26 protein-coding genes and 1 pseudogene are annotated in these 26,717 nt (G+C 71.4%); 11 read left to right on the top strand and 16 right to left on the bottom strand.

Going from position 1 to position 26,717, the window contains the following annotated elements; genetic code table 11:
- Positions 1-217 precede the first annotated feature (217 nt).
- Entirely contained in the window at positions 218-541 is a 324-nt protein-coding gene (locus AB0I69_RS40945) for a hypothetical protein (RefSeq protein WP_363100870.1), read from the top strand.
- Between the two features lie 237 nt (positions 542-778).
- Positions 779-1,330 (top strand): ATP-binding protein, encoded by a 552-nt coding sequence (locus AB0I69_RS40940; protein WP_363100869.1) that lies wholly within the window; start codon positions 779-781, stop codon positions 1,328-1,330.
- A 418-nt stretch (positions 1,331-1,748) separates the two neighbouring features.
- Here the strand turns inward: AB0I69_RS40940 and AB0I69_RS40935 are convergent, their stop codons facing one another.
- The 3 genes from AB0I69_RS40935 to AB0I69_RS40925 are packed head-to-tail and all read right to left on the bottom strand — an operon-like array spanning position 1,749 to position 5,364.
- Positions 1,749-4,310 (bottom strand): FtsX-like permease family protein, encoded by a 2,562-nt coding sequence (locus AB0I69_RS40935; protein WP_363100868.1) that lies wholly within the window; start codon positions 4,308-4,310, stop codon positions 1,749-1,751.
- Positions 4,307-5,059, bottom strand: coding sequence for an ABC transporter ATP-binding protein (locus AB0I69_RS40930; protein ID WP_363100867.1), 753 nt, complete (start codon positions 5,057-5,059; stop codon positions 4,307-4,309). The genes AB0I69_RS40935 and AB0I69_RS40930 overlap by 4 nt, the downstream gene beginning before the upstream one ends.
- Entirely contained in the window at positions 5,056-5,364 is a 309-nt protein-coding gene (locus AB0I69_RS40925) for an SHOCT domain-containing protein (RefSeq protein WP_363100866.1), read from the bottom strand. The genes AB0I69_RS40930 and AB0I69_RS40925 overlap by 4 nt, the downstream gene beginning before the upstream one ends.
- A gap of 191 nt (positions 5,365-5,555) precedes the next feature.
- Between AB0I69_RS40925 and AB0I69_RS40920 the strand changes: the two genes are divergently transcribed.
- Genes AB0I69_RS40920 through AB0I69_RS40905 form a run of 4 tightly spaced genes read left to right on the top strand, consistent with a single transcriptional unit; the run spans position 5,556 to position 8,034 of the window.
- A complete protein-coding gene (locus AB0I69_RS40920; protein WP_363100865.1) occupies positions 5,556-6,122 on the top strand; it encodes a TetR/AcrR family transcriptional regulator in 567 nt (188 codons plus the stop codon).
- A gap of 12 nt (positions 6,123-6,134) precedes the next feature.
- Positions 6,135-6,530, top strand: coding sequence for a cupin domain-containing protein (locus tag AB0I69_RS40915; protein ID WP_363100864.1), 396 nt, complete (start codon positions 6,135-6,137; stop codon positions 6,528-6,530).
- Positions 6,531-6,541: 11 nt separating this feature from the next.
- A complete protein-coding gene (locus AB0I69_RS40910; protein WP_363100863.1) occupies positions 6,542-7,126 on the top strand; it encodes a DUF4865 family protein in 585 nt (194 codons plus the stop codon).
- Positions 7,120-8,034 carry a phosphotriesterase gene (locus AB0I69_RS40905; protein ID WP_363100862.1) on the top strand — a complete coding sequence of 305 codons (915 nt, stop codon included), beginning with the start codon at positions 7,120-7,122 and terminating at the stop codon, positions 8,032-8,034. Before AB0I69_RS40910 ends, AB0I69_RS40905 begins: the two co-directional genes overlap by 7 nt.
- Positions 8,035-8,139: 105 nt before the next feature.
- On the opposite strand, the gene AB0I69_RS40900 is transcribed toward AB0I69_RS40905, so the two are convergent.
- On the bottom strand, positions 8,140-9,609 hold the full coding sequence (locus AB0I69_RS40900; protein WP_363100861.1) for a ketol-acid reductoisomerase: 1,470 nt from the start codon (positions 9,607-9,609) through the stop codon (positions 8,140-8,142).
- Positions 9,610-9,697: 88 nt separating this feature from the next.
- Between AB0I69_RS40900 and ilvY the strand changes: the two genes are divergently transcribed.
- On the top strand, positions 9,698-10,549 hold the full coding sequence (gene ilvY / locus AB0I69_RS40895; RefSeq protein WP_363100860.1) for an HTH-type transcriptional activator IlvY: 852 nt from the start codon (positions 9,698-9,700) through the stop codon (positions 10,547-10,549).
- Positions 10,550-10,659: 110 nt separating this feature from the next.
- Here ilvY and AB0I69_RS40890 read toward each other — a convergent pair whose 3' ends face one another.
- The 4 genes from AB0I69_RS40890 to AB0I69_RS40875 all read right to left on the bottom strand — a co-directional run bounded on the left by AB0I69_RS40890 (position 10,660) and on the right by AB0I69_RS40875 (position 14,260).
- On the bottom strand, positions 10,660-11,841 hold the full coding sequence (locus AB0I69_RS40890; RefSeq protein ID WP_363100859.1) for an SPFH domain-containing protein: 1,182 nt from the start codon (positions 11,839-11,841) through the stop codon (positions 10,660-10,662).
- 10 nt (positions 11,842-11,851) lie between these two features.
- Entirely contained in the window at positions 11,852-12,103 is a 252-nt protein-coding gene (locus AB0I69_RS40885) for a hypothetical protein (protein ID WP_363100858.1), read from the bottom strand.
- A gap of 130 nt (positions 12,104-12,233) precedes the next feature.
- On the bottom strand, positions 12,234-13,472 hold the full coding sequence (locus tag AB0I69_RS40880; protein WP_363100857.1) for an ROK family protein: 1,239 nt from the start codon (positions 13,470-13,472) through the stop codon (positions 12,234-12,236).
- Positions 13,473-13,618: 146 nt separating this feature from the next.
- Positions 13,619-14,260, bottom strand: a complete 642-nt coding sequence (locus tag AB0I69_RS40875; RefSeq protein ID WP_363100856.1) for an alpha-ketoglutarate-dependent dioxygenase AlkB — start codon at positions 14,258-14,260, stop codon at positions 13,619-13,621.
- Between the two features lie 77 nt (positions 14,261-14,337).
- On the opposite strand from AB0I69_RS40875, the gene AB0I69_RS40870 reads away from it, so the two are divergent.
- On the top strand, positions 14,338-15,468 hold the full coding sequence (locus AB0I69_RS40870) for a methyltransferase (protein ID WP_363100919.1): 1,131 nt from the start codon (positions 14,338-14,340) through the stop codon (positions 15,466-15,468).
- On the opposite strand, the gene AB0I69_RS40865 is transcribed toward AB0I69_RS40870, so the two are convergent.
- A complete protein-coding gene (locus tag AB0I69_RS40865) occupies positions 15,458-16,327 on the bottom strand; it encodes a ketose-bisphosphate aldolase (RefSeq protein ID WP_363100855.1) in 870 nt (289 codons plus the stop codon). The genes AB0I69_RS40870 and AB0I69_RS40865 overlap by 11 nt on opposite strands.
- 33 nt (positions 16,328-16,360) lie before the next feature.
- Positions 16,361-17,242, bottom strand: a complete 882-nt coding sequence (locus AB0I69_RS40860) for an SIS domain-containing protein (protein ID WP_363100854.1) — start codon at positions 17,240-17,242, stop codon at positions 16,361-16,363.
- 126 nt (positions 17,243-17,368) lie between these two features.
- On the opposite strand from AB0I69_RS40860, the gene AB0I69_RS40855 reads away from it, so the two are divergent.
- Positions 17,369-18,148 (top strand): DeoR/GlpR family DNA-binding transcription regulator, encoded by a 780-nt coding sequence (locus AB0I69_RS40855; RefSeq protein ID WP_363100853.1) that lies wholly within the window; start codon positions 17,369-17,371, stop codon positions 18,146-18,148.
- A gap of 36 nt (positions 18,149-18,184) precedes the next feature.
- Here AB0I69_RS40855 and AB0I69_RS40850 read toward each other — a convergent pair whose 3' ends face one another.
- The 3 genes and pseudogenes from AB0I69_RS40850 to AB0I69_RS40840 all read right to left on the bottom strand — a co-directional run bounded on the left by AB0I69_RS40850 (position 18,185) and on the right by AB0I69_RS40840 (position 19,509).
- A complete protein-coding gene (locus AB0I69_RS40850) occupies positions 18,185-18,775 on the bottom strand; it encodes a dihydrofolate reductase family protein (protein ID WP_363100852.1) in 591 nt (196 codons plus the stop codon).
- A gap of 47 nt (positions 18,776-18,822) precedes the next feature.
- Positions 18,823-19,167, bottom strand: a pseudogene (locus AB0I69_RS40845) (phospholipase); the annotation flags it as partial.
- A gap of 195 nt (positions 19,168-19,362) precedes the next feature.
- Positions 19,363-19,509, bottom strand: a complete 147-nt coding sequence (locus AB0I69_RS40840) for a hypothetical protein (protein WP_363100921.1) — start codon at positions 19,507-19,509, stop codon at positions 19,363-19,365.
- A 163-nt stretch (positions 19,510-19,672) separates the two neighbouring features.
- Between AB0I69_RS40840 and AB0I69_RS40835 the strand changes: the two genes are divergently transcribed.
- Both AB0I69_RS40835 and AB0I69_RS40830 read left to right on the top strand, forming a co-directional pair.
- The gene (locus AB0I69_RS40835; protein ID WP_363100851.1) at positions 19,673-20,644 is read left to right on the top strand and encodes an ATP-binding cassette domain-containing protein; all 972 of its coding nucleotides are present in this window, start codon (positions 19,673-19,675) and stop codon (positions 20,642-20,644) included.
- Complete coding sequence (locus AB0I69_RS40830) at positions 20,641-21,432, top strand: ABC transporter permease (RefSeq protein WP_363100850.1); 792 nt, start codon at positions 20,641-20,643, stop codon at positions 21,430-21,432. Before AB0I69_RS40835 ends, AB0I69_RS40830 begins: the two co-directional genes overlap by 4 nt.
- Here AB0I69_RS40830 and AB0I69_RS40825 read toward each other — a convergent pair.
- The 3 genes from AB0I69_RS40825 to AB0I69_RS40815 form a co-directional block, all read right to left on the bottom strand.
- The gene (locus AB0I69_RS40825; protein ID WP_363100849.1) at positions 21,413-24,535 is read right to left on the bottom strand and encodes a BTAD domain-containing putative transcriptional regulator; all 3,123 of its coding nucleotides are present in this window, start codon (positions 24,533-24,535) and stop codon (positions 21,413-21,415) included. The two genes, AB0I69_RS40830 and AB0I69_RS40825, sit on opposite strands and share 20 nt — an antisense overlap.
- A gap of 235 nt (positions 24,536-24,770) precedes the next feature.
- Positions 24,771-25,511, bottom strand: a complete 741-nt coding sequence (locus AB0I69_RS40820; protein ID WP_363100848.1) for a TIGR03943 family protein — start codon at positions 25,509-25,511, stop codon at positions 24,771-24,773.
- Positions 25,508-26,551, bottom strand: a complete 1,044-nt coding sequence (locus tag AB0I69_RS40815) for a permease (protein ID WP_363100847.1) — start codon at positions 26,549-26,551, stop codon at positions 25,508-25,510. Before AB0I69_RS40815 ends, AB0I69_RS40820 begins: the two co-directional genes overlap by 4 nt.
- Between the last annotated feature and the right edge of the window lie 166 nt (positions 26,552-26,717).

The following is a 26,717-nucleotide window of genomic DNA, read 5'->3' as shown; positions in this document are numbered from 1 at the left end:
AAACACACCTTTGGGAAGGTCAAAGGCACCCCTGGGGAGCGATCCCGACCGATCCGGGGGGCGCATTTATGCGAGTGCTCCGGATACCCAACGTGACCGCCTCGTACGTACTGGTGCTCGACGCCCGAGGCGGGCAGACTGCCGGAGCAGGACGAACGTCCTGAACGGGGGCGCACACTGGATCACGAGATGTCCTGGACCAAGGGGGCGGGGAAGCATGGCGGAGCCGGAGTTCACGGCCACGGGCGTGCGGATCGGGAAGCGACTGCGCTCGCTGACCCGGGCCGGGCAGGTCCGGATCAATGACGGCAGGGTGGAGTTGCTCACCAGTTACGGCAGTGAGATCGACAGCGCGCCGGTGCAGGCCGTACGCGCGTCCAAACCCTGGTTCGCCCCGGAGGACCGGGCGCTGGCCGACCTGAACGGCAACCGGTACCTGCTGACCCTCGGCGAGCACGACCCCGCACCGGGTCAGCCGGGGCCTCCCGCGGCACGCCGGTTCATCGAGGCCGTACGCAAGGCGGCCGGGCGCGGCGGCTGACCGGCGCGATGGCTGACTGGCGCTGCGGTTGACCGACGTTGCGGGACAGCGGCGATCGGCCGCGAGTTGCGGGACCGCAACCCCTGCGTCACTCTGGTCTCACGTCACTCTGGGTTTACCGGCGATAACGCTGCGAACCAGCCGCCGGGCACAACAGCAGGCGGCCTATTTCCCTCGACCACCCTGCTGGATCCGAACTCCGTGTTCTTCCGGACCTCTCGTCGGGGAGTCGCAGCCGTGATCACTCACCCAAGCAGGCACTGCGCGGTGGAGCTCCAAGCCCTGCCGTCGCGGATCGGCCAGGTCCGCAGAATCGTATCTGCGCAGTTGCGCTACTGGCATCTCGATCCTCTGATAGACCGGGCCGCGCTCGGTGTGACAGAGCTCCTCACCAACGTCCACCGGCACGCCCAGCCCGACAAGACGTGCACCGTCGAGATCGAGCTGCTGCTCGACCACCTCATCGTCTCGGTGCACGACCACGACCCCCGGCTCCCGGTGGTCGGGGACATCGCGGACGTCGCGACCACGGCCACCTGCGGGCGTGGGCTCGCCATGGTGGCCGCGGTCAGCGAAAGCTGGGGCGTGCGGCCGAACGGCGAGTCCGGGAAGGTCGTGTGGTTCACCCTCCCCGCACCCCAGCCCGCGACGCCGACACCGGCGCCGGCCCGGCACCCGCGGCGTACGGCCGCGGAGAAGCCGGCGCACCGGTTCGTCACCGAGGTCGAGCACCCGGTCGACGGCCACCGGCCCCAACACGCTCCCGCCCGGTCCGCCGTTGCCGGTTGACCGGGCGGTGATTTGTTATGGGGGGTGGTTGTCGGGGGGGGTGGTTGTCGGGGGGTGTCGGGGGGGCTGGGCCGGGGTGAGACGGTGGGACAGCTGGGGCGGTTTTTAGGTGGCGATGTAGCTGGGCCCGTGTTGTGAACACGCGGTACCTGGGCCGGTGTTGAGAACAGGCGATACCTGGGCCCGTGTTGAGAACGCACCCCGCGCGCACCTCTTTTGGTTCGGTCGCCTTCGGGGCGCTGGAAGCCGGTGTCGAGAGCCCCACCGTGCTCGACCCTTCGGGCCTCCGCCCGCTGGGGCTCTCGACACCGGCGCGCCCCTACGGCTCCCTCTCGGCCGACGCGTGGGGACAGTGGGAGTTGGTGGGCCCTCGCCGGGGGTTGGGGTGAACGCCGTTCGCTTCTCTGGCCGGGGTGGATCACTCGGTGGCAATCGCGCGTAGTACGTCGAGGCGTGCTGCTCGGCGTGCTGGGCGCAGGCCCGCCAGGGCTCCCGCGGTGACGCCTACCAGGGCCACCACCACGAGTTGCACGGGCGGAATCGCGAAGGCGAAGGCGCTGTCGCTCGCGCCGTCCGAGGCCTTGACCAGGACCCAGCCCAGGAAGGCGCCCAGGGCGAGTCCGCCGAGCGTGCCGAAGGCGGCTACCAGGACCGACTCCCAGCGGACCATCGCCCGGAGTTGGGAACGGGTCTGGCCGACTGCCCTCAACAGGCCCAGTTCTCGGGTGCGTTCGTGGATCGCCAGGGTGAGGGTGTTGGCGATGCCGAGCAGGGCGATCAGGACCGCCAGGGCGAGTAGGGCGTAGACGAGGGTCAGCATCATGTCGATTCCGCCGGCCGAGGACTGTGCGTATTCGTGGCGGGTCTGGACTTGTGGGTTGCCGTAGTGGGTCGCGATTTTCTCGACTGCCGCCTTGCCCTTGGCTGTGCTCACGCCTGCTTTGAAGGACACGGCGACCAAGGTGTCGGAGTCCTGGGTGCGGTGTGGGGACCAGGCTGCGCGGGTGATGACGTAGTCGCCGGCGAGTTCGGACCGGCCGTAGACCGCGCGGACTGTGAAGGTCTTCTTCTTGCCGTCGGTGAAGGCGAGTTGGGCCTTGCTGCCGGTGGTCAGGTGTTGGCGGTCCGCCTCCGTCCTGGTGATGGCTATGCCGTCCGTGCCGAGGGAGCGGAGGGAGCCTTGGACTGTGCCCAGGTCGAAGGTACGGGCGAGGGCTGTGGGGTCGGTGACCGTCAACGCCCTTCCCTTGCCGTCGACTTCGGCCACTCCGCGGCCCAGTCCCACTGCCGTGTCGACCTCGGGCAGCTTGGCGACGGCTCCGGCGAGCCTGGGGCTCAGTCCGCTGCCGCCCGCGCCGAAGGAGGGGGTACTGACGGCGACGTCACCGGCGAAGGACCGGGACACGGTCTGGTCCATCGTGGCCTTCAGCGAGGCGCCGAAGACGGTGAACAGCGACACCACGGCCACACCGATCATCAGCGCGCTCGCGGTGGCGGCCGTACGCCGGGGGCTGCGCAGGGCGTTGCGCCGGGCGAGGCCGCCGGTGACGCCGCGCAGCCGGTCGAGGGGGCTGCCGAGGGCGCGTACCGCCGTGGAGGAGGCGACAGGGCCGAGGACGACGAAGGCGATCGGGGCCAGTACGGCGCCAAGTCCCGGCAGAATCAAGGACGGTGAGGCCAGTACGCCGGTGAGGGTGGTCCCTGCCGCGAGGGCGGCGAGGGCCATGCCTGTCACCGCGCGGGCGCGGGACGCGCCGGACTGGTCCACGGCCGTCTCGCGCAGCGCGGCCAGGGGGGCGGTGCGGCCTGCTCGGATGGCCGGCATGAGTGCGGAGCCGAGGCAGACGACGATGCCCACGGCCAGCGGGAGCATCAGGGAGAGCGTGTGGATCACCAAGTCGCCGCCGGGGAAGGGGAATCCGATGGCCGGGAACAGCATCTTCAGTCCGGCCGCGATCCCGATGCCGCCCGCGAGTCCGGCGAGCGAGGCGGTCAGGGCTACGACGCTCGCCTCGGTGACGGTGGCGGCGGTGACCTGACGGCGGGAGGCACCGAGAGCTCGCAACAGGGCGTTCTCTCGGGTGCGTTGGGCGATGACGATCGCGAACGTGTTGTGGATGGAGAAGGTCGCGACGAGTAGGGCGATGCCAGAGAACACCAGGAGGAACGTGGTGAAGATGGTCAGGAACTGGGACGAGATCATGTCCGTGTTCTCCTGCGCCGACTGTTGACCCGTGATCGCCTCAACTCCCTTGGGGAGGAGGGGAGTCAGGCGGTCTACCAGTGCCTGCTGGCTTACGCCCGGGCCTGCTCGTACTTGGATGCTCGCCGCCTCGCCCGGCTTCGCGGTGAGGTACTTCTCGGCGTCGGACTGCGTCATGCCGGTGAACGTCACCTGCGCCATGCCGTCCTCGCCGCCGAAGGTCGCGAGGCCGACGATCGTCACCTTGACGGGGTCGGGTGTGCGCAGGGTCGTGGTGTCGCCAATCTTCAAGTGGCCCTTGTCGGCGGCGCCTCGGTTGATGACGACCTCGCCCGACCTGGCGGGAGTTCGGCCTTCCGCGAGGCGGTACGGGTTGAGTTTCGGGTCGGTGATCCAGTTGCCGGCGAGGGTGGGCGGGCCCTTGCCGCCGATGGCTTCGCCGTTGGCGCCGACGAGTTGGCCCGCGCCCTGGATGCTCGGGGCGGCGGCCGCGACGCCGGGGGTTTGGTCGATGGTATTCACCAGGGCTGTGGGCACCGGTTGCCGAACGCCCTGACTTTCGCCGGGTGTTGTGATGGCGTCGGCGCTGCGGACCACCGCGTCCGTGCCGCTGGTCGCGTCGCCGAACATGGTGTCGAAGTTGGCGCGCAGGGTGTCGCCCATGACGAGGGTCCCGGCGAGGAAGGCGACCCCGAGGAACACGGCGAGGAACGTACCGGCGAAGCGCCTTTTGTGGGCTCGCAGGGAGGACATGCTCAGGCGTACGGACGCGTTCATGACCCCACTTCCTCGAAGGCCTTCAGGCGGTCCAGGACCTTGTCGGCCGTGGGGGCTTCCATACGGTCCACCAGGTGCCCGTCGGCGAGGAAGACGACCTCGTCGGCGTGGGCGGCGGCTACCGGGTCGTGAGTCACCATCACGACCGTGCGGTCCATCTGCCGTACGGCGCGGCGGAGCAGTCCGAGGACCTCGCCGCCGGAGCGGGAGTCGAGGTTTCCGGTCGGCTCGTCGGCGAAGACGACCTCCGGGCGGCCCGCGAACGCCCTTGCCACGGCCACGCGTTGCTGCTGGCCGCCGGAGAGTTCGGAGGGGCGGTGGTGGAGCCGGTCGCGCAGGCCGACGACGTCGACGAGGGCGTCGATCCACTCCCGGTCGCCCCTGGTTCCGGAGAGGTCCAGGGGCAGGGTGATGTTCTCCGCGACGGTCAGCGTCGGTACCAGGTTGAACGCCTGGAAGACGAAGCCGACGCGGTCGCGGCGGAGGAGGGTCAGGCGGCGGTCGTCCAGGGTGCCGAGTTCCGTGTCGCCGATGTAGGCGGAGCCGGAGCCGAGTGTGTCGAGTCCGGCCGCGCAGTGCATCAGGGTGGATTTGCCGGAGCCGGACGGGCCCATGATCGCGGTGAAGCGGCCGGCCGGGAAATCGACGCTCACCCCGTCCAGGGCACGTACGGCGGTGTCGCCGACGCCGTACACCTTGACGGCGTCGACGACCCGCGCGGCCGTGCGGGTGGTGGTCGCGGTGGTCATGCCGGGCCGCCCTCCTTGCCGGTGCGGCCGAACTGCTCGTCCAGGACGGAGAGGCGGCGCCAGTACTCGTCCTCGTCGATCTCGCCGGAGGCGAAGCGGCGGCCGAGGACTGCCAGCGGGGAGTCGCCGGTGGGGCGGGTGTCGGCCATCGCGCGCCACGGTCCGCCGCGGCCGACCCCGCGACCGCGCCAGGCGGTGCGGCGGAGGACGGTCACCGCTCCGACCACCACGGCCGCCCAGATCAGCGGGAAGAGCAGGATCCACGGGCCGGGGCCGCCGCCGTTCCAGTTCGCCAGAGTCTGCATGTCGATTCATCTCCAAGGAGCCTGGAGCCCTCGATGGGCTTCCTGTGATGTATCGAGACTGGCTCCGGGGAGGGGTCCGGGTCGTCGTACGGCCAGCGGCTGTGTGCGTACCTCCCGGGGAGTACGCGCGTGCGTTCCGGATGCTCCACAGGGCCTCGACTTCTGTACCTACTAGTATGTACAGTCCTCGTATGAGCACCTCCGAGCGACTGATCGAGTCCACCCGCGAGCTGCTGTGGGAGCGCGGTTACGTGGGCACCAGCCCCAAGGCGATCCTGGAGCGCGCGGGTGCCGGACAGGGCAGCATGTACCACCACTTCAAGGGCAAGCCGGAGCTGGCGCTGGCGGCGATCCGGCGGACGGCCGAGGAGTTGCGGGCTACCGCCGAGGGAGTACTCGACGGGCCCGGCACGCCGTACGAGCGGATCGAGGCGTATCTGCGGCGCGAGCGTGACGTGTTGCGCGGGTGTCCGATCGGGCGGTTGACGATGGATCCGGACGTGATCGCCAGCGCCGAGCTGCGGGAGCCGGTCGACGAGACGCTCGACGCGATCCGTGAGCGGCTCGCCGGAATCGTCGAAGAGGGCAAGGAGCAGGGGCAGTTCGGGCCGGAGCTGGACGGTGAGGAGATCGCGGCGACGATCCTCGCGACCGTGCAGGGCGGGTACGTGCTGGCCCGCGCGTCCGGGTCGCCGGCCGCCTTCGACACCGGCGTTCGGGGACTGCTCTCCCTTCTCTCCCCCATGTCTCCCCGATAGGAGTCCCGGCACGTGCAGATCAGCAGGAAGCACCCCGACACGAGGCAGGGGCCGGCGGAGAACTTCACCGGCACGGTGTGGCTCGACGAGATCGCGGCGCCCGAACCGCCTTCCCGGATACGGGTGTTCAGCGTGCACTTCACGCCGGGCGCGCACACGGCATGGCACACCCATCCGCACGGCCAGGTGTTGCACGTGACGGAGGGCGAGGGTCTGGTGCAGCGCAAGGGCGGTGCCGTCGAGCCGATCCGCGCGGGCGACACCGTGTGGATCGAACCGGACGAGTGGCACTGGCACGGCGCCGCACCGCGCACGTTCATGACGCATCTCGCGGTCGTCGAGGCCGCCGAGGACGGCACGACCGCCTGCTGGTACGAGCATGTCGGCCCTGCGAACTACCCGACTTGAGGAGGCAGTTGATGCACGCGATGCAGTACGGACTCACTCTTCCCGCGGACTACGACATGACCATCATCCGGGGACGGGTCGCGCGGGTCGGGCATCTGCTCGACGACTGGGACGGCCTCGGTTTGAAGGCTTATCTGCTGCGTGAGCGCGGGGTGCACGGTTCGCCGGTCAACCAGTACGCGCCGTTCTATCTGTGGAACATGGTGGAGGGCATGAACCGCTTCCTCTGGGGCGGCGCCTTCCAGGGGCTCGTCAACGACTTCGGGCGACCGGAGGTGTTGCGGTGGACCGGCCTCGCGTACGAGGAGGGCGGTGCCGCGGGCTCACCCGCCGCGGTTGCCGTGCGGCGGCGCCAACGGATAGCGGAGGGTGTGGAGTTGGCCGCGGTCATGGAGGACGCCGTGGGTGAGACCCGGCGGCTGGCCGGGGAGGACGGCGCGGTGCTCGCGGCGGCGGCCGTCGACCCGCACAGCTGGGAGGTCGTCCACTTCTCCCTCTGGGAGCACGACACGCCGAAGGCGGTGGGCGACGTGTTCCAGGTGCTGCATCTTTCGGCGCCGGGACGGGGACGGTTGCCGCGAGGTCAGCAGTGGTAAGTGCCGTTGTGCGTACGGTGCTTGGGGACGTGGACCCTGGGGATCTGGGTGTGTGCGACGCGCACGACCATCTCTTCCTGCGCAGCCCGCAGCTCCCCGGCCAGGAGCTGGGCGACTCCTCGGCCGCGCGGGCCGAGTTGACCGCGTTCCGTTCCGTCGGCGGGGGCAGCGTCGTGCAGTGGACGCCGTACGGGATGGGGCGGCGGGTCGCCGATCTGCCGCTGCTGTCCCGGGCGGCGGGGGTGCACGTGGTCTGCGCGACCGGGTTGCACCAAGCGGCGCACTACAGGCCGGAGTTGCTGGAGAGTCTGCGCGGCAGGCTCGCCGACGTCTTCGTCGCCGAGCTGACGGAGGGCATCGGGCCGTCCGGTGTCCGCGCGGGGATCATCAAGGTCGCGGGCGGCTTCCACGGCCTCGACGCGCACGCCCGCAGGACGATGACCGCCGCGGCCGAGGCCCATCGGGCGACGGGTGCGCCGATCGCCGTCCACCTGGAGCTGGGCACGGGCGCCCTCGACGTACTCGACCTGCTGTGCGGCGAGTTGGGGGTCGAACCGCAGCGGGTGATCCTCGGCCACCTCAACCGCTCCCCAGACCCGGTGGTCCAACGCCAGGCCGCCGACGCGGGCGCCTACCTGGCGTTCGACGGCCCGTCCCGGGCCCACCACGCCACGGACTGGCGGATGCCGGACGCGGTCCGGGCCCTGGCCGAGGCCGGCTTCGGAGACCGGCTGCTGCTCGGCGGGGACACGGTCGTCGCCGGGGCTCGCTCGGTGGACGGCGGCCCGGGGATGCCGTATCTGCTGCGGCGGGTGGGGCCGCGGCTTGCGGTGGAACTGGGGGAGGAACTGGTGGGGCGCATGTTCAGGGAGAACCCGGCGCGGGCGTTCGCGGTCGAGTGGCGCTGAGAGAACACGGGAGCGCTGGAGGCACGCAGGCGGAACCCAGGGGACGGGTTCCGCCGCAGCCGCGCTCGACGGCGTCACCGTCCAGAAAGTCGCCAAGCCGCTGAGCTAGGCCACCGAGATGTCCACGGAGGGGCGCAGTTTCGCCGCCGCGGCCAGTGCCTCGTGCATGGGGTGGGTGTCGAATGCCGTCAACAGAGCCTCGTTCGCCGGGAGTTCGGACATCGGGTACGCGATCTGCTCGTAGGCCGCCTGGAAGCGCGGGCCCCAACGGCGGGCGCCGAGGCGGGCCGTGCGGGAGCAGTTGTCGACCATGTGGGCCACGTCCCGTGCGTGCATGTAGGGCAGCAGGGAGTCGACCGCCTCGATGACGGACTCGTTGACGATCTCCGACCAGGGGTGGCCGCGTTCGGCGAACTCGTCGACCTGGGCGGTCATCGTCGCCACGAACACTCCGGCGGTGAACGGTTCGACGGGCAGGGCCCGTTCGGCCCGGCGCGCTCGCACCTCCGCTCCCGCGGCCCACATCGGGGAACCGCCGATCCCGCTCATCTCCCGTGCGCCGAGCCGCCGTTCGGCGAGGACGACGCTGCGCAGCTCGGTGCCGTCGGCGACCTCGTCGTAGATCTCGGCGACGATCTCGCGGGCGGGACCGTAGGTCGCCGAGTACGCGCGGTCGAAGACCTCCCGTCCGGCCGGGTCCAACTCCTCGCGGACGGCGCGGAGTCCGGCGTGGGAGATGGTCCGGGCGATGGGTCCGGTGACGTTCTCGCAGGAGCGCTCGTAGGCGGTCACCGCGTCGTCGCCGACCAGGCGGTAGCGCGTGAAGAGGCTCTCGACGATGCCGTGGACGGCGCCGAGCAGGATGGCGCGTTCGCCGACGATGTCGGAGCGGTACTCGCTCTCCAGGGTGGTGCGGAAGGTGTACGGCGAGCCGAGCGCGACCGACCAGCCGAGCGCGCGGTCGGTGGCCTTGCCGTCGGGGTCGGCGTGGACGGCGTAACTGCTGTTGATTCCGGCGCCGTTGATCTCGGCGCCCTGCTCGTAGAGCCGGCGCACGGAGTCGCCCATGCCCTTGGGGCAGACGGCGATCACGCCGTGTCCGGGCGGGAACTCCCCACCGGTGGCCCGGAGATGACCGAGCAGGAAGCCGTGCGAGCGGCCGATGGTGGCGCCGGGCCTGAGGGCGGCGAAGATCTCCTCGTGGTGGGCGGCGAGGGCCGCGTCCGCGATGAGCAGGATCACCAGGTCGCTCTCGGCGGTGACCGCGAGCCAGTCGCCGAGCGTGCCGTTCTCCTCCGTGAAGCCGTGGGCGCGGGCGTCGGCCGCGGATGCCGAGCCGGGGCGCAGGCCGACGCTCACCCGGATGTCCGTACCGGCGAGGGAGTCGCGCAGGTTGCGGGCCTGGGCGCGGCCCTGCGGGCCCCAGCCGATGACACCGATGCGGCGGACGTCGGCGAACGCCTGCGGCAGCAGCGGGAAGAGGTGCCGGCCGCCGCGCAGGATGGTCTCCGTGCCGCCGGGCACGTCCATCGTTTCGAGGGTGAAGACGGCGGAGGTGTACGTGGTCGAGGTCATGGTGGAGTTGTAGGCTCCGGGCGAGTGTTGCGGCAAGCGCAACCTGTGCAGCGGGCTGTTGCGTGAAATGAAAGGGCCAGGTCACGGTATGCGGGACGACCATCGGGAGCTACGGCTTTTCCTGCATCTGGCGCAGACGCTGAACTTCGGGCGGACGAGTCTCGACTGCCATGTCAGTCCGGCGACGCTCACGCGGACCGTGCAGCGACTGGAGGCCGACCTCGGACACCGGCTGTTCGACCGCGGGGCGCGCGGGGTCTCGCTGACGGCGGAGGGGCACCGCTTCCGTGAATACGCCGTCCAGTCACTGGAGTTGTGGCGTGCCTACCGCGAGGAGCATCCCGACCCGGCCGAACTCACGGGCAGGCTGGCCCTGTTCGCCACGGTGACCGCCTGCCAGGCGCTGCTGCCCGACCTGTTGGCGCCCTTCCGGGCCGCGCATCCCCAGGTACGGCTCGATCTGCGCACCGGCGACGCGGCGGCGGCGCTGGCCCGCCTGGACGAGGGTGAGGTGGACGTGGCGGTGGCCGGTATCCCGGCGCGGCTGCCGGAGCCGTTGGTGAGCCGGACGGTCGCGGTGACGGAACTGGTCCTGGTCACCGCCCGCGACCGTCCCGACCCGGGTCTCGACGGCCCGTTCGTCCTCCCGCACCGGGGGCTGGTCCGCGAGGCGGCCGACCGCTGGTTCCGCGCCCGGGGCACGACACCGGACGTGGCCTGTGAACCGGACGGCCACGAGGGGTTGTTGACCCTGGTCGCGCTGGGCTGCGGGACGGGCGTGGTGCCCCGGCTGGTGCTGGAGAACAGCGCCGTACGGGAACGGCTGGCGGTGATCCCTGCGGACCCACCCCCGGAACCGTTCCCGATCGGCCTGTGCGTACGCCGAACGGACCTACGCCGCCCACTGGTGGCAGCCTTGTGGAGCCTCACGACGCCGTAGGGCAACGGCCTGTGCTGGAGCGCCCCGAAAGGGGCGCGGGGAACTGCGCGACCAGCCACGATGGCGCCGCACTGGACCGACGACGCCTCCCGGTACGTCCAGCGGAGCGCTCAGTCCAGGTCAACCGGCCCGTCGTTCTTCTTCTCGTCCTTCTTCGCCTGCAACTGGAGCAGGTTCTTGACCTCGTCGCCGGGACGGCGCCCGTCGGGGTCCGACCCACTCAGGTTCCCCCGCACCGAGTCCAGAATCGTCAGCCCCTGCGAGACCAGGCCCGCGGCGATCTCGCCGAGGCCGTCCGCGCCGTTGAGGACGTTGACGTTGGCCCCCGCAAGACCTCCCGCCGCTTCCTTCACGATCTGCGGAAGCTGGTCGATCAGCATCCGGTCGAGCGCGACGCGGTCGTACGACGCCGCCGCCTCGGCCTGGATCTTCATGCGGTCCGCCTCGGCGATGGCGAGCAGCTTGATCCGCTGGGCCTCGGCCTCGGCCGGCTTGACGATCTCGGCGACCAGCTGCTGCTGGCGCAACTCGGCCTGACGCTGGGCCAGTTCGGTCTGCGCGGCGAGCACTTCCTGCTGGGCGTGGGCCTGCGCGAGGGGTCCGGCCTGCGCGGCCTGCGCCTGGGCGCGGTCCACCTCGGCCGAGTACTCCGCCTTGACCACCGCGGTCTGCCGGGCGTACTCGGCCTGGTTGCGGGCCGCGACCTGCTCCGCCTCGACGGAGGCCTGGGTGGCCTGGGCCTGGGCGATCTGGGCCTGCCGCTGGATGGCCGCCTTGTGCGGGGCGGACATGGCCTCGATGTAGCCGACCTCGCCGTCGTCGATCGACTGGATCTGCAGCGAGTCCACGATCAGACCGATCTTGGCCATCTCGACCTTTGACGTGTCCAGGACCTCGGCGGCGAGCTTCTGCCGCTCCGTGACGATCTCCTCGACCGTCATCGAGCCGATGATGGACCGCAGGTGACCTGCGAAGATCCGGCCGGTCAGCACCGACATCTGGTCCTGGTCGGAGAGGAAGCGCTGGCCCGCGTTGATGATGCTCTCGGTGTCGTTGCCGACCTTGAACGCGATCACGGCGCGGACGTGCAGCGCGATGCCCTGCCGGGTCACGCAGGTCTCGGTGACCTCGGCCTCGCACATCGACAGCGTGAGAAAACGGGTCTTGCGGAAGACCGGCAGCACGAACTTTCCGTGCCCCGTGACCACTCGGAACGGCGCGCCCCCCAGTCCCCGCCTGCCACCCGAGATCAGCATCGCCTCATCGGGGGCGGGAACGCGGTAACCGAACATGTCTTGCTCCTCACTCTGCGCCGGCGGGTTCGCCGCCCAGCGCGTCCAATGGATCCGCCCACTCGATGACGTGCACAGCACGACGTCCACGGGACTCGATCACGAGCACCCTGGCCCCCGTGGGCAGGGGATCATCCGACCAGGCCAGGAATGTCTCGGAGCCGCCCCGGACCCGCACGAGGATCTCGCCGGGACCCGCGCTCCCGCGGGTTTCGATGATCACCTCTCCCGTGCATCCGATCACGGGCTCGTCCTGCGGCATCACCGGCCGCCTCCATCCTCTGGCCTTAGGTTTCCGACGATAGACCCACTCGGGTCACGGACCCAACGGGCCCACCACACACCTTTTGCACGACGTCTGCCGAGCGACAGCCGGGCGACACCGTCCACTGTCAGGACAGTGCCGCCAGCGGGTCGTCGAGGACCGGCTGCCACGCCAACTCGGCTGCCCCGACCAGGCTGTTGTGATCCAGGGTGCACGCGAGGATCGGCACGCCCCCGCTCTGCCCCCACAGGCTCCGGTCGGCGACGACCGCGCGCAGCCGGTCCGGGTCGGCGTCGAGGAGCGTGCGGTGCAGTCCGCCGAGGATGATCCGGTCGGGGTTGAGGATGTTCACCAGGCCCGCGAGGCCAAGGCCGAGCCGGTCGATGAGCGCTTCGGCGGCCTTCCGGACGGACGGGTCGTCGTAGTGGCGGCGGATCAGCTCGTTGGACTCCTGGAGCAGGGACACCTCGGGGCCGGGCTCACGACCGGCGGCGGTGAGGAACGCGAGCGGGTCGGCCTCGACGTCGAGACAGCCGCGGCTGCCGCAGTAGCAGGGGCGTCCCTCGGGGTTGACGGTGAGGTGCCCGACTTCGAGCGCGAGCCCCGAACTCCCGGTGTGCAGGCGCCCGTCGAGCACCAGCGCGCCGCCGACACCCCGGTGTCCGGTCGCCACGCACAGCAGGTCGCGGGCGCCGCGGCCCGCGCCGTGCCGGTGCTCGGCGAGCGCGGCGAGGTTGACGTCGTTGCCCGCGAACGCCGGTCCGGTGAGGCCGGCCGCGCGCACGCACTCGGCGAAGATCCGCCGCACGGGCGCGCCAGCGGGCCAGGCCAGGTGGAGGGGGTTGAGCGCCAGGCCCTCGGGCTCGGCCACGGCGGACGGTACGGCGAGCCCGGCGCCGACGCAGCGCCGGCCGGTCTCGCGCAGCAGATCGGCACCGGCCTCGACGACCGACCCCAGCACCTTCGCGGGGTCGGCGTCCACGGCCTCGCAGCCGGGAGCCGTCGCCACGATCTGCCCGCCGAGGCCGACCAGGGCGGCGCGGAAGCCGTCGGCGTGTACCTGGGCGGCGAGCACGACGGGGCCGTCCTCGGCCAGCGCGAGCCGGTGCGAGGGGCGTCCCTGCGAACCGGCCGCGGCGCCGGGCCTGGCGTCGACCCTGATCAGCCCCAGCGCCTCCAGCTCGGCTGCTACCGCGCCGGCCGTCGCGCGGGTCACCCCGAGTTCTGCGGTGAGTACGGCTCGGGTGGGGGCGCGGCCGGTGTGCACGAGCTCCAGCGCGGGGCCGAGCGCTCCGCGGCCCCGGTCCAGTCGCGCCCTTGAGGTGGTCCCATCCCCCGCCGGCCGGGGGTCCGCCTTGCCGCTCATGAGGGCGAGTCTCCCATGATCCGCAGGAGTGGCGACGAGGTGTGCGGGTCGTGTTCACAGTGCGGGCCGGTGGGGGCTGGTCACGCCCACGCGGCGGAGCCGCATATCGATACAGCCCCGCGCCCCTTCGAAACGCACCCTCCCGTTCAGAAGCCACTCACTCTCAGCGTCACGTTCAGCCTCCCCCTCAGCCCCAACTCCCCCGGCCCCGTCCCCTCGTACACCCGCGGCACCCCGTGATACGCCAGCCGCGACGGCCCCCCGAACACGAACAGGTCGCCGCTCCTCAACTCGACGTCCGTGTACGGCTTGGTACGGGTCTCCGTGTTGCCGAAGCGGAAGACGCAGGTGTCGCCGAGGCTGAGCGACACCACGGGGGCGTCGGACTGTTCGTCGCTGTCGCGGTGCATGCCCATGCGGGCGTCGCCGTCGTAGAAATTGATCAGTGCGATGTCGTACGACGCCGTCGGCGCCCCCACTGTGTCGGTGACCGCCCGCCGGCCCAAGTCGTCGAGCCAGGTCGGGAAGGGTTTCACCGGGGTGCCGTCGCCGTCGGTCACCGTGCGGGAGTAGGCGTACGGGTGCCAGTGCCAGCCCAGGCACACCTGCCGGGCGGTCATCGTGCCGCCGCCGGGGGTGCGGACCGTGCGCAGGCCGGCCGGGGGCCGGGTCCACTCACGGCAGGCCGTCAGGAGGTCGCGCTGGCGGTCCGGGGAGAGCCAGTCAGGCACGTGCACCGCGCCCGGCGCGATCTCCGTACGAACCCTCGGAAACAGCTCGGCGTCCATGGCCCCATCCTGCCCCGACCGGCCATGAGCTGGCACTCGGTTAGCCTTGGCGCACGATGGACGACCATATCGACCGCATGACGACTCCGTGGGGCGCCTGCGCCCTGGCCCGCTTCCCCGAGGACCCGCGCGACCGGCTGCGCGCCTGGGACGCCTCCGACGAATACCTTCTGCGGCAGCTCGCGGAACAGGACACCCCGCTGTCCGGCACGGTCGTGATCGTGGGCGACCGCTGGGGCGCCCTGGCCACGGCGCTCGCGGAGCACAGCCCGGTGCAGATCACGGACTCGTTCCTCACCCAGGAAGCGACGAGGGCGAACCTCGCTCGCAACGAGGTCGACGCGGATTCCGTACGACTGCTCACCACCCAGGACCCGCCGCCCGAGCGCGTCGACGTGCTGCTGGTCCGGGTGCCCAAGAGCCTCGCACTGCTGGAGGACCAATTGCTGCGGCTGGCGCCCGCGGTGCACGCCGACACGGTCGTCGTCGGTACCGGCATGGTGAAGGAGATCCACACCTCGACGCTGAAGCTGTTCGAGCGGATCCTCGGCCCGACCCGGACCTCACTGGCCGAGAAGAAGGCGCGGCTGATCCACTGCACGCCACGGTCGTCGGCACGTGCCACCAACCCCTGGCCGCACAGCTACGCCCTGCCCGACGGCATCGGCGTGGTCTCGGGGCGGACCGTGGTCAACCACGCGGGCGTGTTCTGTGCGGAACGTCTCGACATCGGCACCCGTTTCTTCCTCCAGCACCTGCCCTCAAGTCGTGGGCTCGGCAGGGTGGTTGACCTCGGGTGCGGCAACGGTGTCGTCGGTACGGCGGTGTCGCTGGCCGATCCGGAGGCCGAAGTCCTGTTCGTGGACGAGTCGTTCCAGGCCGTGGCCTCGGCGGAGGCCACCTTCAAGGCGAACGGCGTTCCGGGCCCTGCCGAGTTCAGGGTCGGGGACGGGCTCGCCGGAGTTCCGGCCGACAGCGTCGGCCTCGTGCTCAACAATCCCCCGTTCCACTCCCACCAGGCGACGACCGACGCGACGGCCTGGCGGATGTTCACCGACGCGCGGCGCGCACTGCGGCCGGGCGGCGAACTGCACGTGGTCGGCAACCGGCATCTCGCCTACCACGTGAAGCTGAAGCGGCTCTTCGGCAACAGTCAACTGGTGGCCAGCGACGCAAAGTTCGTGGTCCTGAAGGCCGTCAAGCGGTAACCCCACCGCCTCCCGCGAGCACGCCGATGATCCGGGCCACCGCCCCCGCCATCGCCTCCCGTCCCACGCTCAGGTACTTGCGGGAGTCGACCGCCTCGGGGTGTTCGGCGAGGAAGGTGCGGATCGCGCCGGTCATCGCCTGGTTGAGGGCTGTGCCCACGTTGACCTTGGTGATGCCGCCGGTGACGGCCGCGGTCAGTTCGTCGTCGGGCACTCCTGAGGAGCCGTGCAGGACGAGGGGGACGTCCAGAGTGGCGGCGAGCCGCTTGAGGAGGTCGTGGTCGAGGGTGGCCGTACGGGTGGTCATGGCGTGCGAACTGCCGATGGCCACGGCGAGTGCGTCCACCCCGGAGGCGGCGACAAACGCGCGGGCCTGGGCGGGGTCGGTGCGGGCGCCGGGTGCGTGGGCGTCGAGCGGCGGTTCGCCGTTCTTGCCGCCGACCTCTCCCAACTCGGCCTCGATCCACAGCCCTTGGGCATGTGCCCAGTCGGCGGCGGCGCGGGTCGCGGCGAGGTTCTCGGCGTAGGGCAGGCGGGCCGCGTCGTACATGACGGAGCTGAACCCGGCGCTGTGCGCCTGCCGCAGCAGGTCGTCGCTCTGGACGTGGTCGAGGTGCAACGCGACGGGTACGGCGGCCCGTTCGGCGGCGGCGACGGCCGCGCGGGCGAGCGGGAGGAGGCGGCCGTAGCGGAACTTCACGGCGTTCTCACTGACTTGGAGGACGACGGCGGCGTCTGCGGACTCGGCTCCGGCGATGACGGCCTCGACGTGTTCCAGCGTGATGATGTTGAAGGCGGCGAGCGCGGAGCGGGCGGTGGCGGCGCGGGTGATGAGCTCGCCGGTGGTGACGAGGGGCACGGTCTTTCCTTTCCTGGCCTGGAGTTCCGGGCTTCAGGGGGCGAGGATCACCGAGCGGGTGAGGTGGCGCGGGCGGTCGGGGTCGAGGTCGCGGTATGCGGCGACGGCGACCGCGAGGCGCTGGGCGTGGACGAGTTCGGCGAGCGGGTCGAGGCCGCCCTCGATCCACAACCCGCCGGTGGCGCCCACCTGTTGGGCGAGTCCCTCGGGTGCCTCGCCGAGCATCCAGGTGGCGGTGCCGTGGGTGGTGATGCTGATCGGGCCGTGTCGGTACTCCATCGCCGGGTAGGCCTCGGTCCAGGACAGCGAGGCCTCGCGCATCTTCAGCCCGGCCTCGTTGGCGAGGCCCACCGTCCAGCCGCGGCCGAGGAAGGTGAACTGCGTGCAGGCGATGAGTTGTTGGGGCAGTTCGGCGGCGAGCGCGGTGCGGGCGTCGGCGACCACGGCATCGGTGTGCAGGCCCAGGTGGGCGCGGAGCAGGGTGAGGGCGGTGGTCGCGAACCGGGTCTGCACCACGGACCGTTCGTCGGCGAAGTCGAGCACGACGACCTCGTCGGCGGCCGTCATGACGGGGGTGTGCGGGTCGGCGGTGATCGCGGTGGTACGGGTACGCCCCTTCAACTCCCCGAGGAGTTCCAGCACTTCGGTGGTGGTGCCGGAGCGGGTGAGGGCGAGGACCCGGTCGTACGCCCGCCCGTGCGGGAACTCCGAGGCGGCGAAGGCGTCGGTCTCGCCCTGGCCTGCTCCCTCGCGCAGGGCGGCGACGGCCTGGGCCATGAAGTACGAGGTGCCGCAGCCGACGATCGCGACCCGCTCCCCCGGCGTCGGCAGCGCGTCCCGGTGCCCCGGTGCCTCCGACGCGGCGCGTGTCCAGCACTCCGGCTGGCTGTTCAGCTCGTCCTCGACATAGGTCATGCCGTACCGCCCTCCCCGTTGATGCTTGTTCCTGCAAGATATAGCGAGCTTTCGAGCACAATCAAGCATTCCAGCCGAGAGGGTGTGCGCTAGGGTCGCCGGGGAATCGAGGAACGGAGAGTGCGGATGTCGCGCGACGCCCGCTGGAAGGTGCTGCTGGATCTGCTCGTCGAGCGCGGTCGGCTCGACGTCGAGGAGGCGGCTGCCGACCTCGCGGTCTCCGCCGCGACGATCCGCCGCGACTTCGACCAACTCGCCGAACAGCAGATGCTGGTGCGCACCCGGGGCGGCGCCGTCGTGCACGGGGTGTCGTACGAACTGCCGTTGCGCTACGAGACCGCCCGGCACGCCTCCGAGAAGCAGCGCATCGCCAAGGCGGTGGCCGAACTCGTCGCGCCCGGCGAGGCGGTGGGGCTGACCGGCGGTACGACGACCACGGAGGTGGCCCGCGCCCTGGCCGTGCGCAGCGACCTGACGTCCGGGACGCCCGCGCTGACCGTCGTGACCAACGCGCTCAACATCGCCAACGAGCTTGCCGTACGGCCCCAGTTCAAGATCGTGCTGACCGGTGGGGTCGCGCGCCCACAGTCGTACGAACTCGTCGGGCCCCTCGCGGACGGAGTGCTCTCGCAGATCACCGTCGATGTGGCGGTGCTCGGCGTGGTCGCCTTCGACGTGACGCACGGCGCGGCGGCCCACGACGAGGCGGAAGCCGCCATCAACCGGCTGCTGTGCGAGCGCGCCGAGCGCGTGATCGTCGCGGCGGACTCCAGCAAGCTCGGCCAGCGGGCGTTCGCCCGGATCTGCTCGGCCCAGGCGGTGAACACGCTGGTGACGGACACGGCGGTGGGGGCGGACATGGTGCGGCGGTTCGAGGAGGCGGGGGTCCGGGTCGTCGCGGTGTGACGGCGGGGCCCGCACCAGTCTGCGCCGGGAGCCCGATCAGTGCTTGGTCAGGACTTCGAAGCGCAGGTGGGTGATGTCCGGCGACTCGCGCGTCCAGAGCCTGCGGAGTTCGACGGGACCGCCGAGGTGGTCGAAGAGCCGCTTGCCCGCGCCCAGCACCACGGGGACGAGCATGATGTGCACCTCGTCCAACAGCCCGACGTTCAGGGCCTGTTGGGCGACGCTCGCGCCGTGGACCCCGACGTCCCCGCCGGCGGCGACCGCCTTGGCGCGGGCCACCGCGGACTCGATGCCGTCGGTGACGAAGGTGAACACGTCGGGGGCGACGACGTCCGCCGGATCAGGAGCGCGGTGGGTGAGCACGACACAGGGAACCTTCCCCACGGGCCCTCCGTCGCCCCAGCCACCCTCGCCTTCGCACACGTCGTAGGAGTGCCGGCCCATGAGAACGGCGCCGATGCCATCGGCCATCTCGGCGAGGACCCGGGCGTCGGCGTCGGCCATTTCCCGGACCCATCGGTGCAGGCGTTCGCCGCCGACGCCCAGCGGATGGGCGCGGGTGTCGTCCGGGGCGGTGATGAAGCCGTCCAGGGACATGGACATTCCGGAGATGAGTTTGTCGCTCATGCCGGGTAGACCTCCCGCGCCGCCGGAACTCATCGGTCGACCGTCCGTCAGCCGAAGGCCTTGACGGCCTGGTAGTACGTCCACGCCGTGCTGTTGCAGGCGGTCCTGGTGGCGCCGTGGTAGACGGCGCAGACCCGCTTGAGGTCTTCGTAGAAGGCGCTGTCGATCCGGGACTTGTTGGCGCTGAAGGCGCCGGCCGTCTTGTAGTTGCGGTAGCCGAAGTCGTGGCGGGCGCAGGACGTGGCGAAGGGGAAGCCGAAGGGCTTGTCGGGCGAGTCGGAGCAGTAGTCGGTGGACCAGTTGAACCCGTAGGCGGACCAGGCGACTTTGTCGGCGCGGGCCGCCGCCCAGAGCTTGTAGCTCGACGCGCTGGTCCGGGTCCAGCTCGCTAGGTCGTGTCCGCAAAGTCCCGTCGTCCGCCCGAAGGGCGGGCCCCGCGGCGTCCGGTGCGTGCTCTGGGGGTCCCCCCGGCCGGAGGCTGGGGGAGTGCCGGGCGGAAGCCCTCGTACTGGACGTACTTGGGCTTTCGCCCGGTGCGGCGAGAGTGCGTGCCGGGCGTCTCGGGGCTGGGGGCACCTCCCACGCCTTTAAGACAGTGGGGGAGGGATTTTGCGGACACGGCCTAGGACCTGGGACTTGTCGGCGGGAGCGGCGGTGGCGGCTGTCGCGGTGGCGACGACGGCTGCCAGGGCCAGAGTCGAGGCGGCGAGACCGGTGGCGAGTCTGCGGTGCATCCAACACCTCCATGAGACCGCGATCCACCCATCGGATCGCAGGTCCATGACAAGATGATTTACAAGCGGACCACGCCTTTACACCGCTCGTGCCCGAGCGGTTCCAGGGCACTGAAACCGTCGTGAAACCGCGCTGAATGCGGCCCGCCGCAAGCTCTGCGGCATGACGACAACGACATCGCACTCACTCGGCATCGCGGCCAAGGGGCTGCGCAAGGCCTACGGGGACAAGACGGTCCTCGACGGCATCGACCTGGCGGTACCGGCCGGCACGGTCTTCGCCCTGCTCGGACCGAACGGCGCCGGCAAGACGACCGCCGTCAAGATCCTCTCCACCCTCATCACCGCCGACGCCGGTGACCTGCACGTCGGCGGTCACGACCTGGCGGTCGACCCGCAGGCCGTGCGGGCCACGATCGGTGTCACCGGGCAGTTCTCCGCCGTCGACGGCCTGATCACCGGCGAGGAGAACATGCTCCTCATGGCCGACCTGCACCACCTCCCCCGCGGCGAGGGGCGCCGGGTCGCCGCCGAACTCCTGGAGCGCTTCGACCTCACCGAGGCCGCGAAGAAGCCCGCCTCCACCTACTCCGGCGGCATGAAGCGCCGCCTCGACATCGCCATGACGCTGGTCGGCAGCCCGCGGATCATCTTCCTCGACGAGCCGACCACCGGCCTCGACCCGCGCTCCCGCCACACCATGTGGGGGATCATCCGCGAGCTGGTCGCCGACGGCGTCACCGTCTTCCTCACCACCCAGTACCTGGACGAGGCCGACGAACTCGCCGACCGGATCGCGGTGTTGAGCGACGGCAGGATCGCCGCCGAGGGCAGCGCCGACGAGCTGAAGCGGCTCGTCCCGGGCGGACACGTGCGGCTGCGGTTCACCGACCCGGACGCCTACCAGGCCGCCGCCGTCGCCCTGCGCGAGGTCACCCGCGACGACGAGGCGCTGTCACTGCAGATCCCCAGCGACGGCAGCCAGCGCGAGCTGCGCGCCGTCCTCGACTGGCTGGACGCCTCCGGCATCGAGGCCGACGAGCTGACCGTGCACACCCCCGACCTCGACGACGTGTTCTTCGCCCTGACCGGCGACAGCAAGGTCCCCCACCAGTCGAAGGAGAACGCCCGATGAGCACCCTCGCCCTCGCCCTGCGCGACTCGTCCACGATGCTGCGCCGCAACCTGCTGCACGTCCGGCGCTACCCGTCGATGACCCTGAACCTGCTGCTCACCCCGATCATGCTGCTGCTGCTCTTCGTCTACGTCTTCGGCAGCGTGATGAGCACGGGCATCGGTGGCGGCGGCGCCGACCGCTCCGACTACATCGCCTATCTCGTCCCGGGCCTCCTGGTGATGACCATCGGCAGCACCGTGATCGGAGCCGCGATCTCCGTCTCCATGGACATGAACGAGGGGCTCATGGCCCGCTTCCGCACGATGGCGGTCTACCGCGGCTCCGTACTCATCGGGCACGTCGTCGGCAGTGTGCTGCAGGTGCTCGCCAGTCTGGTCCTCGTCGGTGCCGTCGCCGTGGCCATCGGTTTCCGGTCCACGGACGCCACGGTCCTGGAGTGGCTGGCGGCCTTCGGGCTGCTCGCGCTGTTCGCCCTGGCGCTCACCTGGATCGCGGTCGGGATGGGCATGGCCAGCCCCAACCCCGAGGCGGCCAGCAACATGGCGACACCGCTGATCCTCCTGCCGCTCATCTCCAGCGCCTTCACCCCGGCCGACACGATGCCGGGCTGGTTCCAGCCGATCGCCGAGTACCAGCCCTTCACCCCGACCATCGAGACCCTGCGCGGCCTGCTCCTGGGCACCGGGATCGGCGACAACGGGTGGATCGCGCTCGCCTGGTGCGTCGGGCTCACCGTGCTCGGCTACCGCTGGTCGACGGCACAGTTCAACCGCGACCCGAAGTAACCGACATGACAGCGCGGGCCGCCTCCCGCAGCTCGTCCCGCTCCAGGGCGGCATACTCCGACACCGCGTCGGCGTACGCCGCCCGGTCGGCGTCCTGGGCCGCCTGCCGGGCGCGGTCCGCCGACATGGTGGGCTGGAAGTCGCGCAGCACCCGCAGCCGTTCGGCGAGCGCGACCATCCGTACGGCGGAGGCGTCGCCGGAGACGATCCCGGCCATGCCGAGGGCGTGCAACCCCGTCCCGAACACGGGGAGTTCCATGGGCGAGCGGGCGGGTCCCGCGAGCAGGGTGCGCAGCCGCTGCCGCAACCGGTCGACCACATCCGTGACGAGCCCGAGCCGGTCGGCGTGCGCATGTGCCGTCACCGCCGCCGACTGGACCTGCAGCAGCCACCGGTCGAAGAAGGGGTCGTCGCTCTGTACCGAGTCGGCCTGCGGGATCGCCTCCACGTTGCGGCGCCACAGGCCGAGCCCGACCTCCGTCAGCCCGCGGGCGAGCGCGATCTCGGCACGGCCGCCGAAGTCGGGGCTGTAGACGTCGTCCTTGTGCGCGGGGTTGCGCTCCTCCGCCTGCCGCAGCCAGTACTCGGCCTCGTCGGGTTCGCCGCGCTGCAAACAGGCCAGGACGAGGCCCCAGCGGACGCCGATGGAGTCGTGCTCGTCACCGAGGCGCGGCAACGCCGCGAGCGCCGCCCTGAGACTCTCGTACGCGGCCTCGCCCTGCTCCGTCTGCAGGCACAGCTCGCTCAGCCGGGCGTGCCCGAGGACCTGGAGGAAGGGGTGGTCGATCGGCGCCAGTGCCGTGATGCTGCGCCGGGCGGAGGCGAGCGAGCGGTCGATGTCGTGCTCGTACTCCCACACATAGGTGGCGACGCACTCGGCGATGCCGGCGAGCAACGGCCGCTCGCTGTCGCAGAGTTCGCCCAGCACGTCGTAGTCCGGGGGCAGCATCTCGGGGACCGCGCCCAGCACGGCCGAGATGGCGCGCAGCAGGGTGTCCGGCGGTGCCGGGGGCAGCCGCCGGAGGGTGACGAGCTGGCGTACGACCTGCGGGCCGAAGCCCATGAAGAGGCTCGCCGTGCACAACACCGCGGCGGCGCGGGCGACTTCGACGTACTCGGGCTCGGGGTGGTAGTGCGACAGCGGCGGGCCGGTGTCCGCGGCGAGTGCGGTGAGGCGGGGGTAGCTGGAGCCGGTCGACCACAGGGCGGCGAGGACCGCGGTGAGGGCGGCGATGGTGGGACAGTCCGTACGGGCCAGGGCGTACCGCAGTGCCAGCACGAGGTTGTCCTGCTCGCCCCTGATCCGCTCCCAGGCGGCGCGCGGCTCCGAGCCGAAGAACCAGTCGTGGTACGCGACCCCGAAGTCCCGTGCCCAGAGCAGGAATTGGTCTACGGCCGCCTCGTCCTCGCCCGCCTCGGTGCGCCGGGCGGCGCTGAACTCCCGTACGGTCTCCAGCATGCGGAACCGTACACCGGCCGGGGTGTCGGCGACGGTGAGCAGGGACTGGTCGGCCAGTTGCTCCAGGAGGAACAGCGCTTCCTCGCCGAGGACTTGCTCCGCCGCCTCGGCGAGGAAGCCGCCGGGGAAGACGGAGAGGGTGCGCAGCGCGGCCCGGGCGTCCTCCGCGAGGAGGTTCCAGCTCCACTCCACGACCGCGTGCAGCGTGCGGTGCCGCTCGGGTGCGTCCCGTGCGCCACCGCGCAGCAGCGCGAACCGGTCACCGAGACGCCGCGCTATGTCCGGCACCGAGAGGACCCGCACCCGCGCCGCGGCCAACTCCACGGCGAGCGGCAGCCCGTCGAGGTGACGGCACAGCTCGGTCACCGCGTCCGACGGCAGCTCGACACCGGGCCTGGCGGCGCGCGCCCGCTGGGTGAACAGTTCGACGGAGGTGGCGAGTCCCAGCTCCGGGAGCGCGTACACCGCCTCCGAGGTCAGGCCCAGCGGGGCGCGGCTGGTGGCGAGGACCCGCAGGTCCTTCGAGGACGAGACGAGGGCCTGTACGAGGCCGGAGGCGCCCCGGACGATCTGCTCGCAGTTGTCGAGAACCAGCAGCGCGGGCCCGGTGCCGAGGACGCCGAGGATGCCGGCCACCGGATCGCCGGCGGCGGGCCCGCTCATGCCGCCCGCGCCGAGCGCGGAGGCCACCTCGGCGGCGACGTCCTCGTCCGCCGTGACGCCTGCGAGCGGCACGAAGTACACCACGCGCTGCTCGGCCCGGCGGCTGACGGCGTGCGCGAGCCGGGTCTTGCCCAGGCCGCCGGGTCCGACGACGGTGACGGCGCGGGAGGTGCGCAGCGACTGCTCCACCGCCGCGATGTCCTCGTCCCGGCCGAGCAGCGGGTTCGGCTCGTGCGGCACCCCGTGCCTGACCACGGGCGCCTCACCGCGCAGCAGTTCCTGTTGTACGGCCTTGAGTCCGGCGCCCGGGTCCGTGCCGAGGTCGTCGCGGAGTTCCCTGCGGTACTCCTCGTACCGCATCAGCGCGGCGGACGGACCCGTCGACGCCGCCTCGCCGCGCAGCAGTTCGGCGAGCACCTCCTCGTCGCGCGGATGCTCAGCGGCGGCCACGGCCAGCGGGCCCGCCGCCTCCGCGTGCCGCCCCAGCCGGGCGAGCGCGAGCGCCTGCGCGCGGACGAGCGTGCCGTGGACGGGGGCGCGCTCGGCGCGCAGCGCGGTCACCGGGTCGTCGCTGTCGGCGTCCCCGTCAGGCGTGCCCTCCCACAGCGCGAGCCCGGACTCGGCCGCGGCCAGCGCTCCCGCGTGGTCCCCGGCCCTGGCGCGGTCCGCGCTCGTGGCGGCGTGCAGCAGCAGCGCGGAGCTGTCGACCTGGTTCTCGGCGAGGGTGAGCCGGTAGCCGGTGGGCGTGCTGGCGATGACGTCGGCGCCGAGTTGTGACCGCGCCCTGGACACGAGGACCTGGACGGCCTTGCCCGGCCGTTCCGGCAACTCGTCCGGCCACAGCCCCGCCACCAGCCGCTCGGTGCTGCAGCCCGTGCGCAGGTCACCGGCGAGCAGCGCGAGGAGGCCGCGGAGCCGGGGCGCGGTGACTTCCTGCCCGTGATGGGCGACGCGCGGCAGCAAGGTCAGATCGGTGGTCACCCGTGCAGGTTAACCAAGGCCGAGCCGTCACGACCCCTGCCGTGTTGACCAAGGCCGGGCCGTCACGACCCCTGCCGTGTTGACCAAGGCCGGGCCGTCACGACCCCTGCCGTGGGCCGAACTCCCGCCGCCGGGGCGGCAGCCGCCCCGGCGGGCGTCGGGACCGACGGATCGACCGCCTCCGGAACCCGGCGCCGATCCGCCCCAACACCCCGACCACCAGCGGGAGTTCGCGTCACCGGGACGGTGTGAGGGGCAGGTCGTCCGTAAAGGCGTTGACCGGTTGGGCGATGGGCCGGGTGGCGTGGATGTCGAGGGCCGCCGCCGCGGTCTTCGTGCCGAGTGCGCCCTGCGTGTGCCAGGTTCCGGTGACGGCCAGCCAGGTGTTGGCGGGCGGGGCGGGGGTGCCGTACATGTGGACCTTGACCGTCTGGGCGTCCGCCGCGCAGCAGGTGAAGATGATCCGGGTCAGGTCCCAGCCGTTGCCCCGCCCCGGCGTCACGAAGCCGGTCATCTCGACGCTGCGCCCCTTGATGGCCCGCTCCTTGTCCTGCTGGACCCGGGTGGTGAAGTCCGTGAGGGTCATCGGCAGCGGTGAGGTCGCGGGCAGGGCGGCGAACCCCTTCTGCTGCTTGACGGTTTCGCTGCCCGCGTGGGAGGCCGTGTAGGCGCCGAGGGCGGGTGGGGCGTAGAAGAGGAGGCTGAGCGCGGGGAGGAAGAGCAGCCAGGCGATGCGGGGTGCGGTGGAGTGGTCGTGCCCATGGCCGTGTTCGTGGTCGTGCTTCTCCGCGTCGCCGGGGCTTCGGTCGAGCGCCGCGTGGGCCAGGCCCAGCAGCAGCAGGAGGGCGCCTGAGACGATCAGGAGCGGGCGCAGGCCCTCCTTGACGTAGCGCAGGTAGAGGTCGGTGAAGAGGGCGGTGTGCAGGAGGCCCAGGCCGGTCAGGACCAGGATCAGTACTTGGGCGGTGCGCTTCACAGCAGGGCGCCTCCGATCAGGACGCTGGCGGCCACGGCCACGACGGTGGTCGCGGTGGAGAAGCGCACCGCGAACGCCCGGCCGAAGGTGCCCGCCTGAAGGGCGATCAGTTTCAGGTCGACCATCGGGCCCACGACCATGAAGGCCAGGCGTGCGGTGGGCGAGAAGCCGGTGAGTGAGGCGGCGACGAAGGCGTCGGCCTCGGAGCAGACCGCGAGGACGACGGCGAGCGCGGCCAGGAACAGCACGGAAAGCCAGGGCGAACCGGAGAAGGTGTCGAGGACGGAGCGCGGGACGGTCACGTTGAAGGTGGCCGCGGCCATGGCGCCGAGGACGAGGAAGCCGCCTGCGTGCAGGAAGTCGTGCTGGAAGCCGAGCCGGAACTCCGTGAAGCGGCTGTGTCCCGACCGGTGTCCGGTGTGCCGTACGACCGGGCGCAGCCACTCCTCACGCCCCAGCCAGAGCCACAGCCAGCCCATGGCGGCGGCGGTGGCGAGGGAGGCGAGGAGCCGGGCCAGCACCATGGCGGGGCTGCCCGGGAAGGCGACGGCGGTGGCGGTCAGCACGATCGGGTTGATCGCGGGCGCCGAGAGCAGGAACGCGAAGGCGGCGGCCGGGGTGACGCCCCGGCGGATCAGGCTGTTCGCGACCGGCACGGACGCGCACTCGCAGCCCGGCAGCACGACTCCCGCGATCCCGGCGACCGGGACGGCGAGCGCGGGGCGCTTGGGCAGCACCTTGGTGAACAGGTCGGCCGGGACAAAGGCGTTGATGGCTCCGGACAGTGCGGTGCCCAGGAGGAGAAAGGGCAGCGCCTGCACGGTGATGGCCAGGCAGACGGTGCGCCAGGCCGCCACGGCGGGGTCGTTCAGCCACGGCGTGCCCGACAGCACGAGGACGGCCACCGCGAGGCCGAGCGCGATGACGAGCGCCGTGGTCGGCGGGGGTCTGCGGAGGACGCGGCGCCGTCGCTCGGGTGGGCGGACGGCGGCCGGGAGCACCGTCTCCGTCACATCAAGCAGCTCATCCGTTTTTGGCATTTTTGCTCCGAATGTCTGATGTTGTGACAGAACATAGCGAGGAGTACGGCCACTGCCGCGCCCACACGCCGTCCTAGGTCCTGTCGTCACATTCCCTCCCCCACCGCCTTAAGGGCGTGGGAGGTGCCCCCAGCCTCGCGACGCCATGCACGCACTCTCGCCGCAC

It is taken from the genome of Streptomyces sp. NPDC050508 (assembly GCF_040655155.1).
GTDB lineage: Bacteria > Actinomycetota > Actinomycetes > Streptomycetales > Streptomycetaceae > Streptomyces.
Note: the sequence above shows the minus strand (reverse complement) of the source record. Positions and strands in the feature narration are given on the sequence as shown.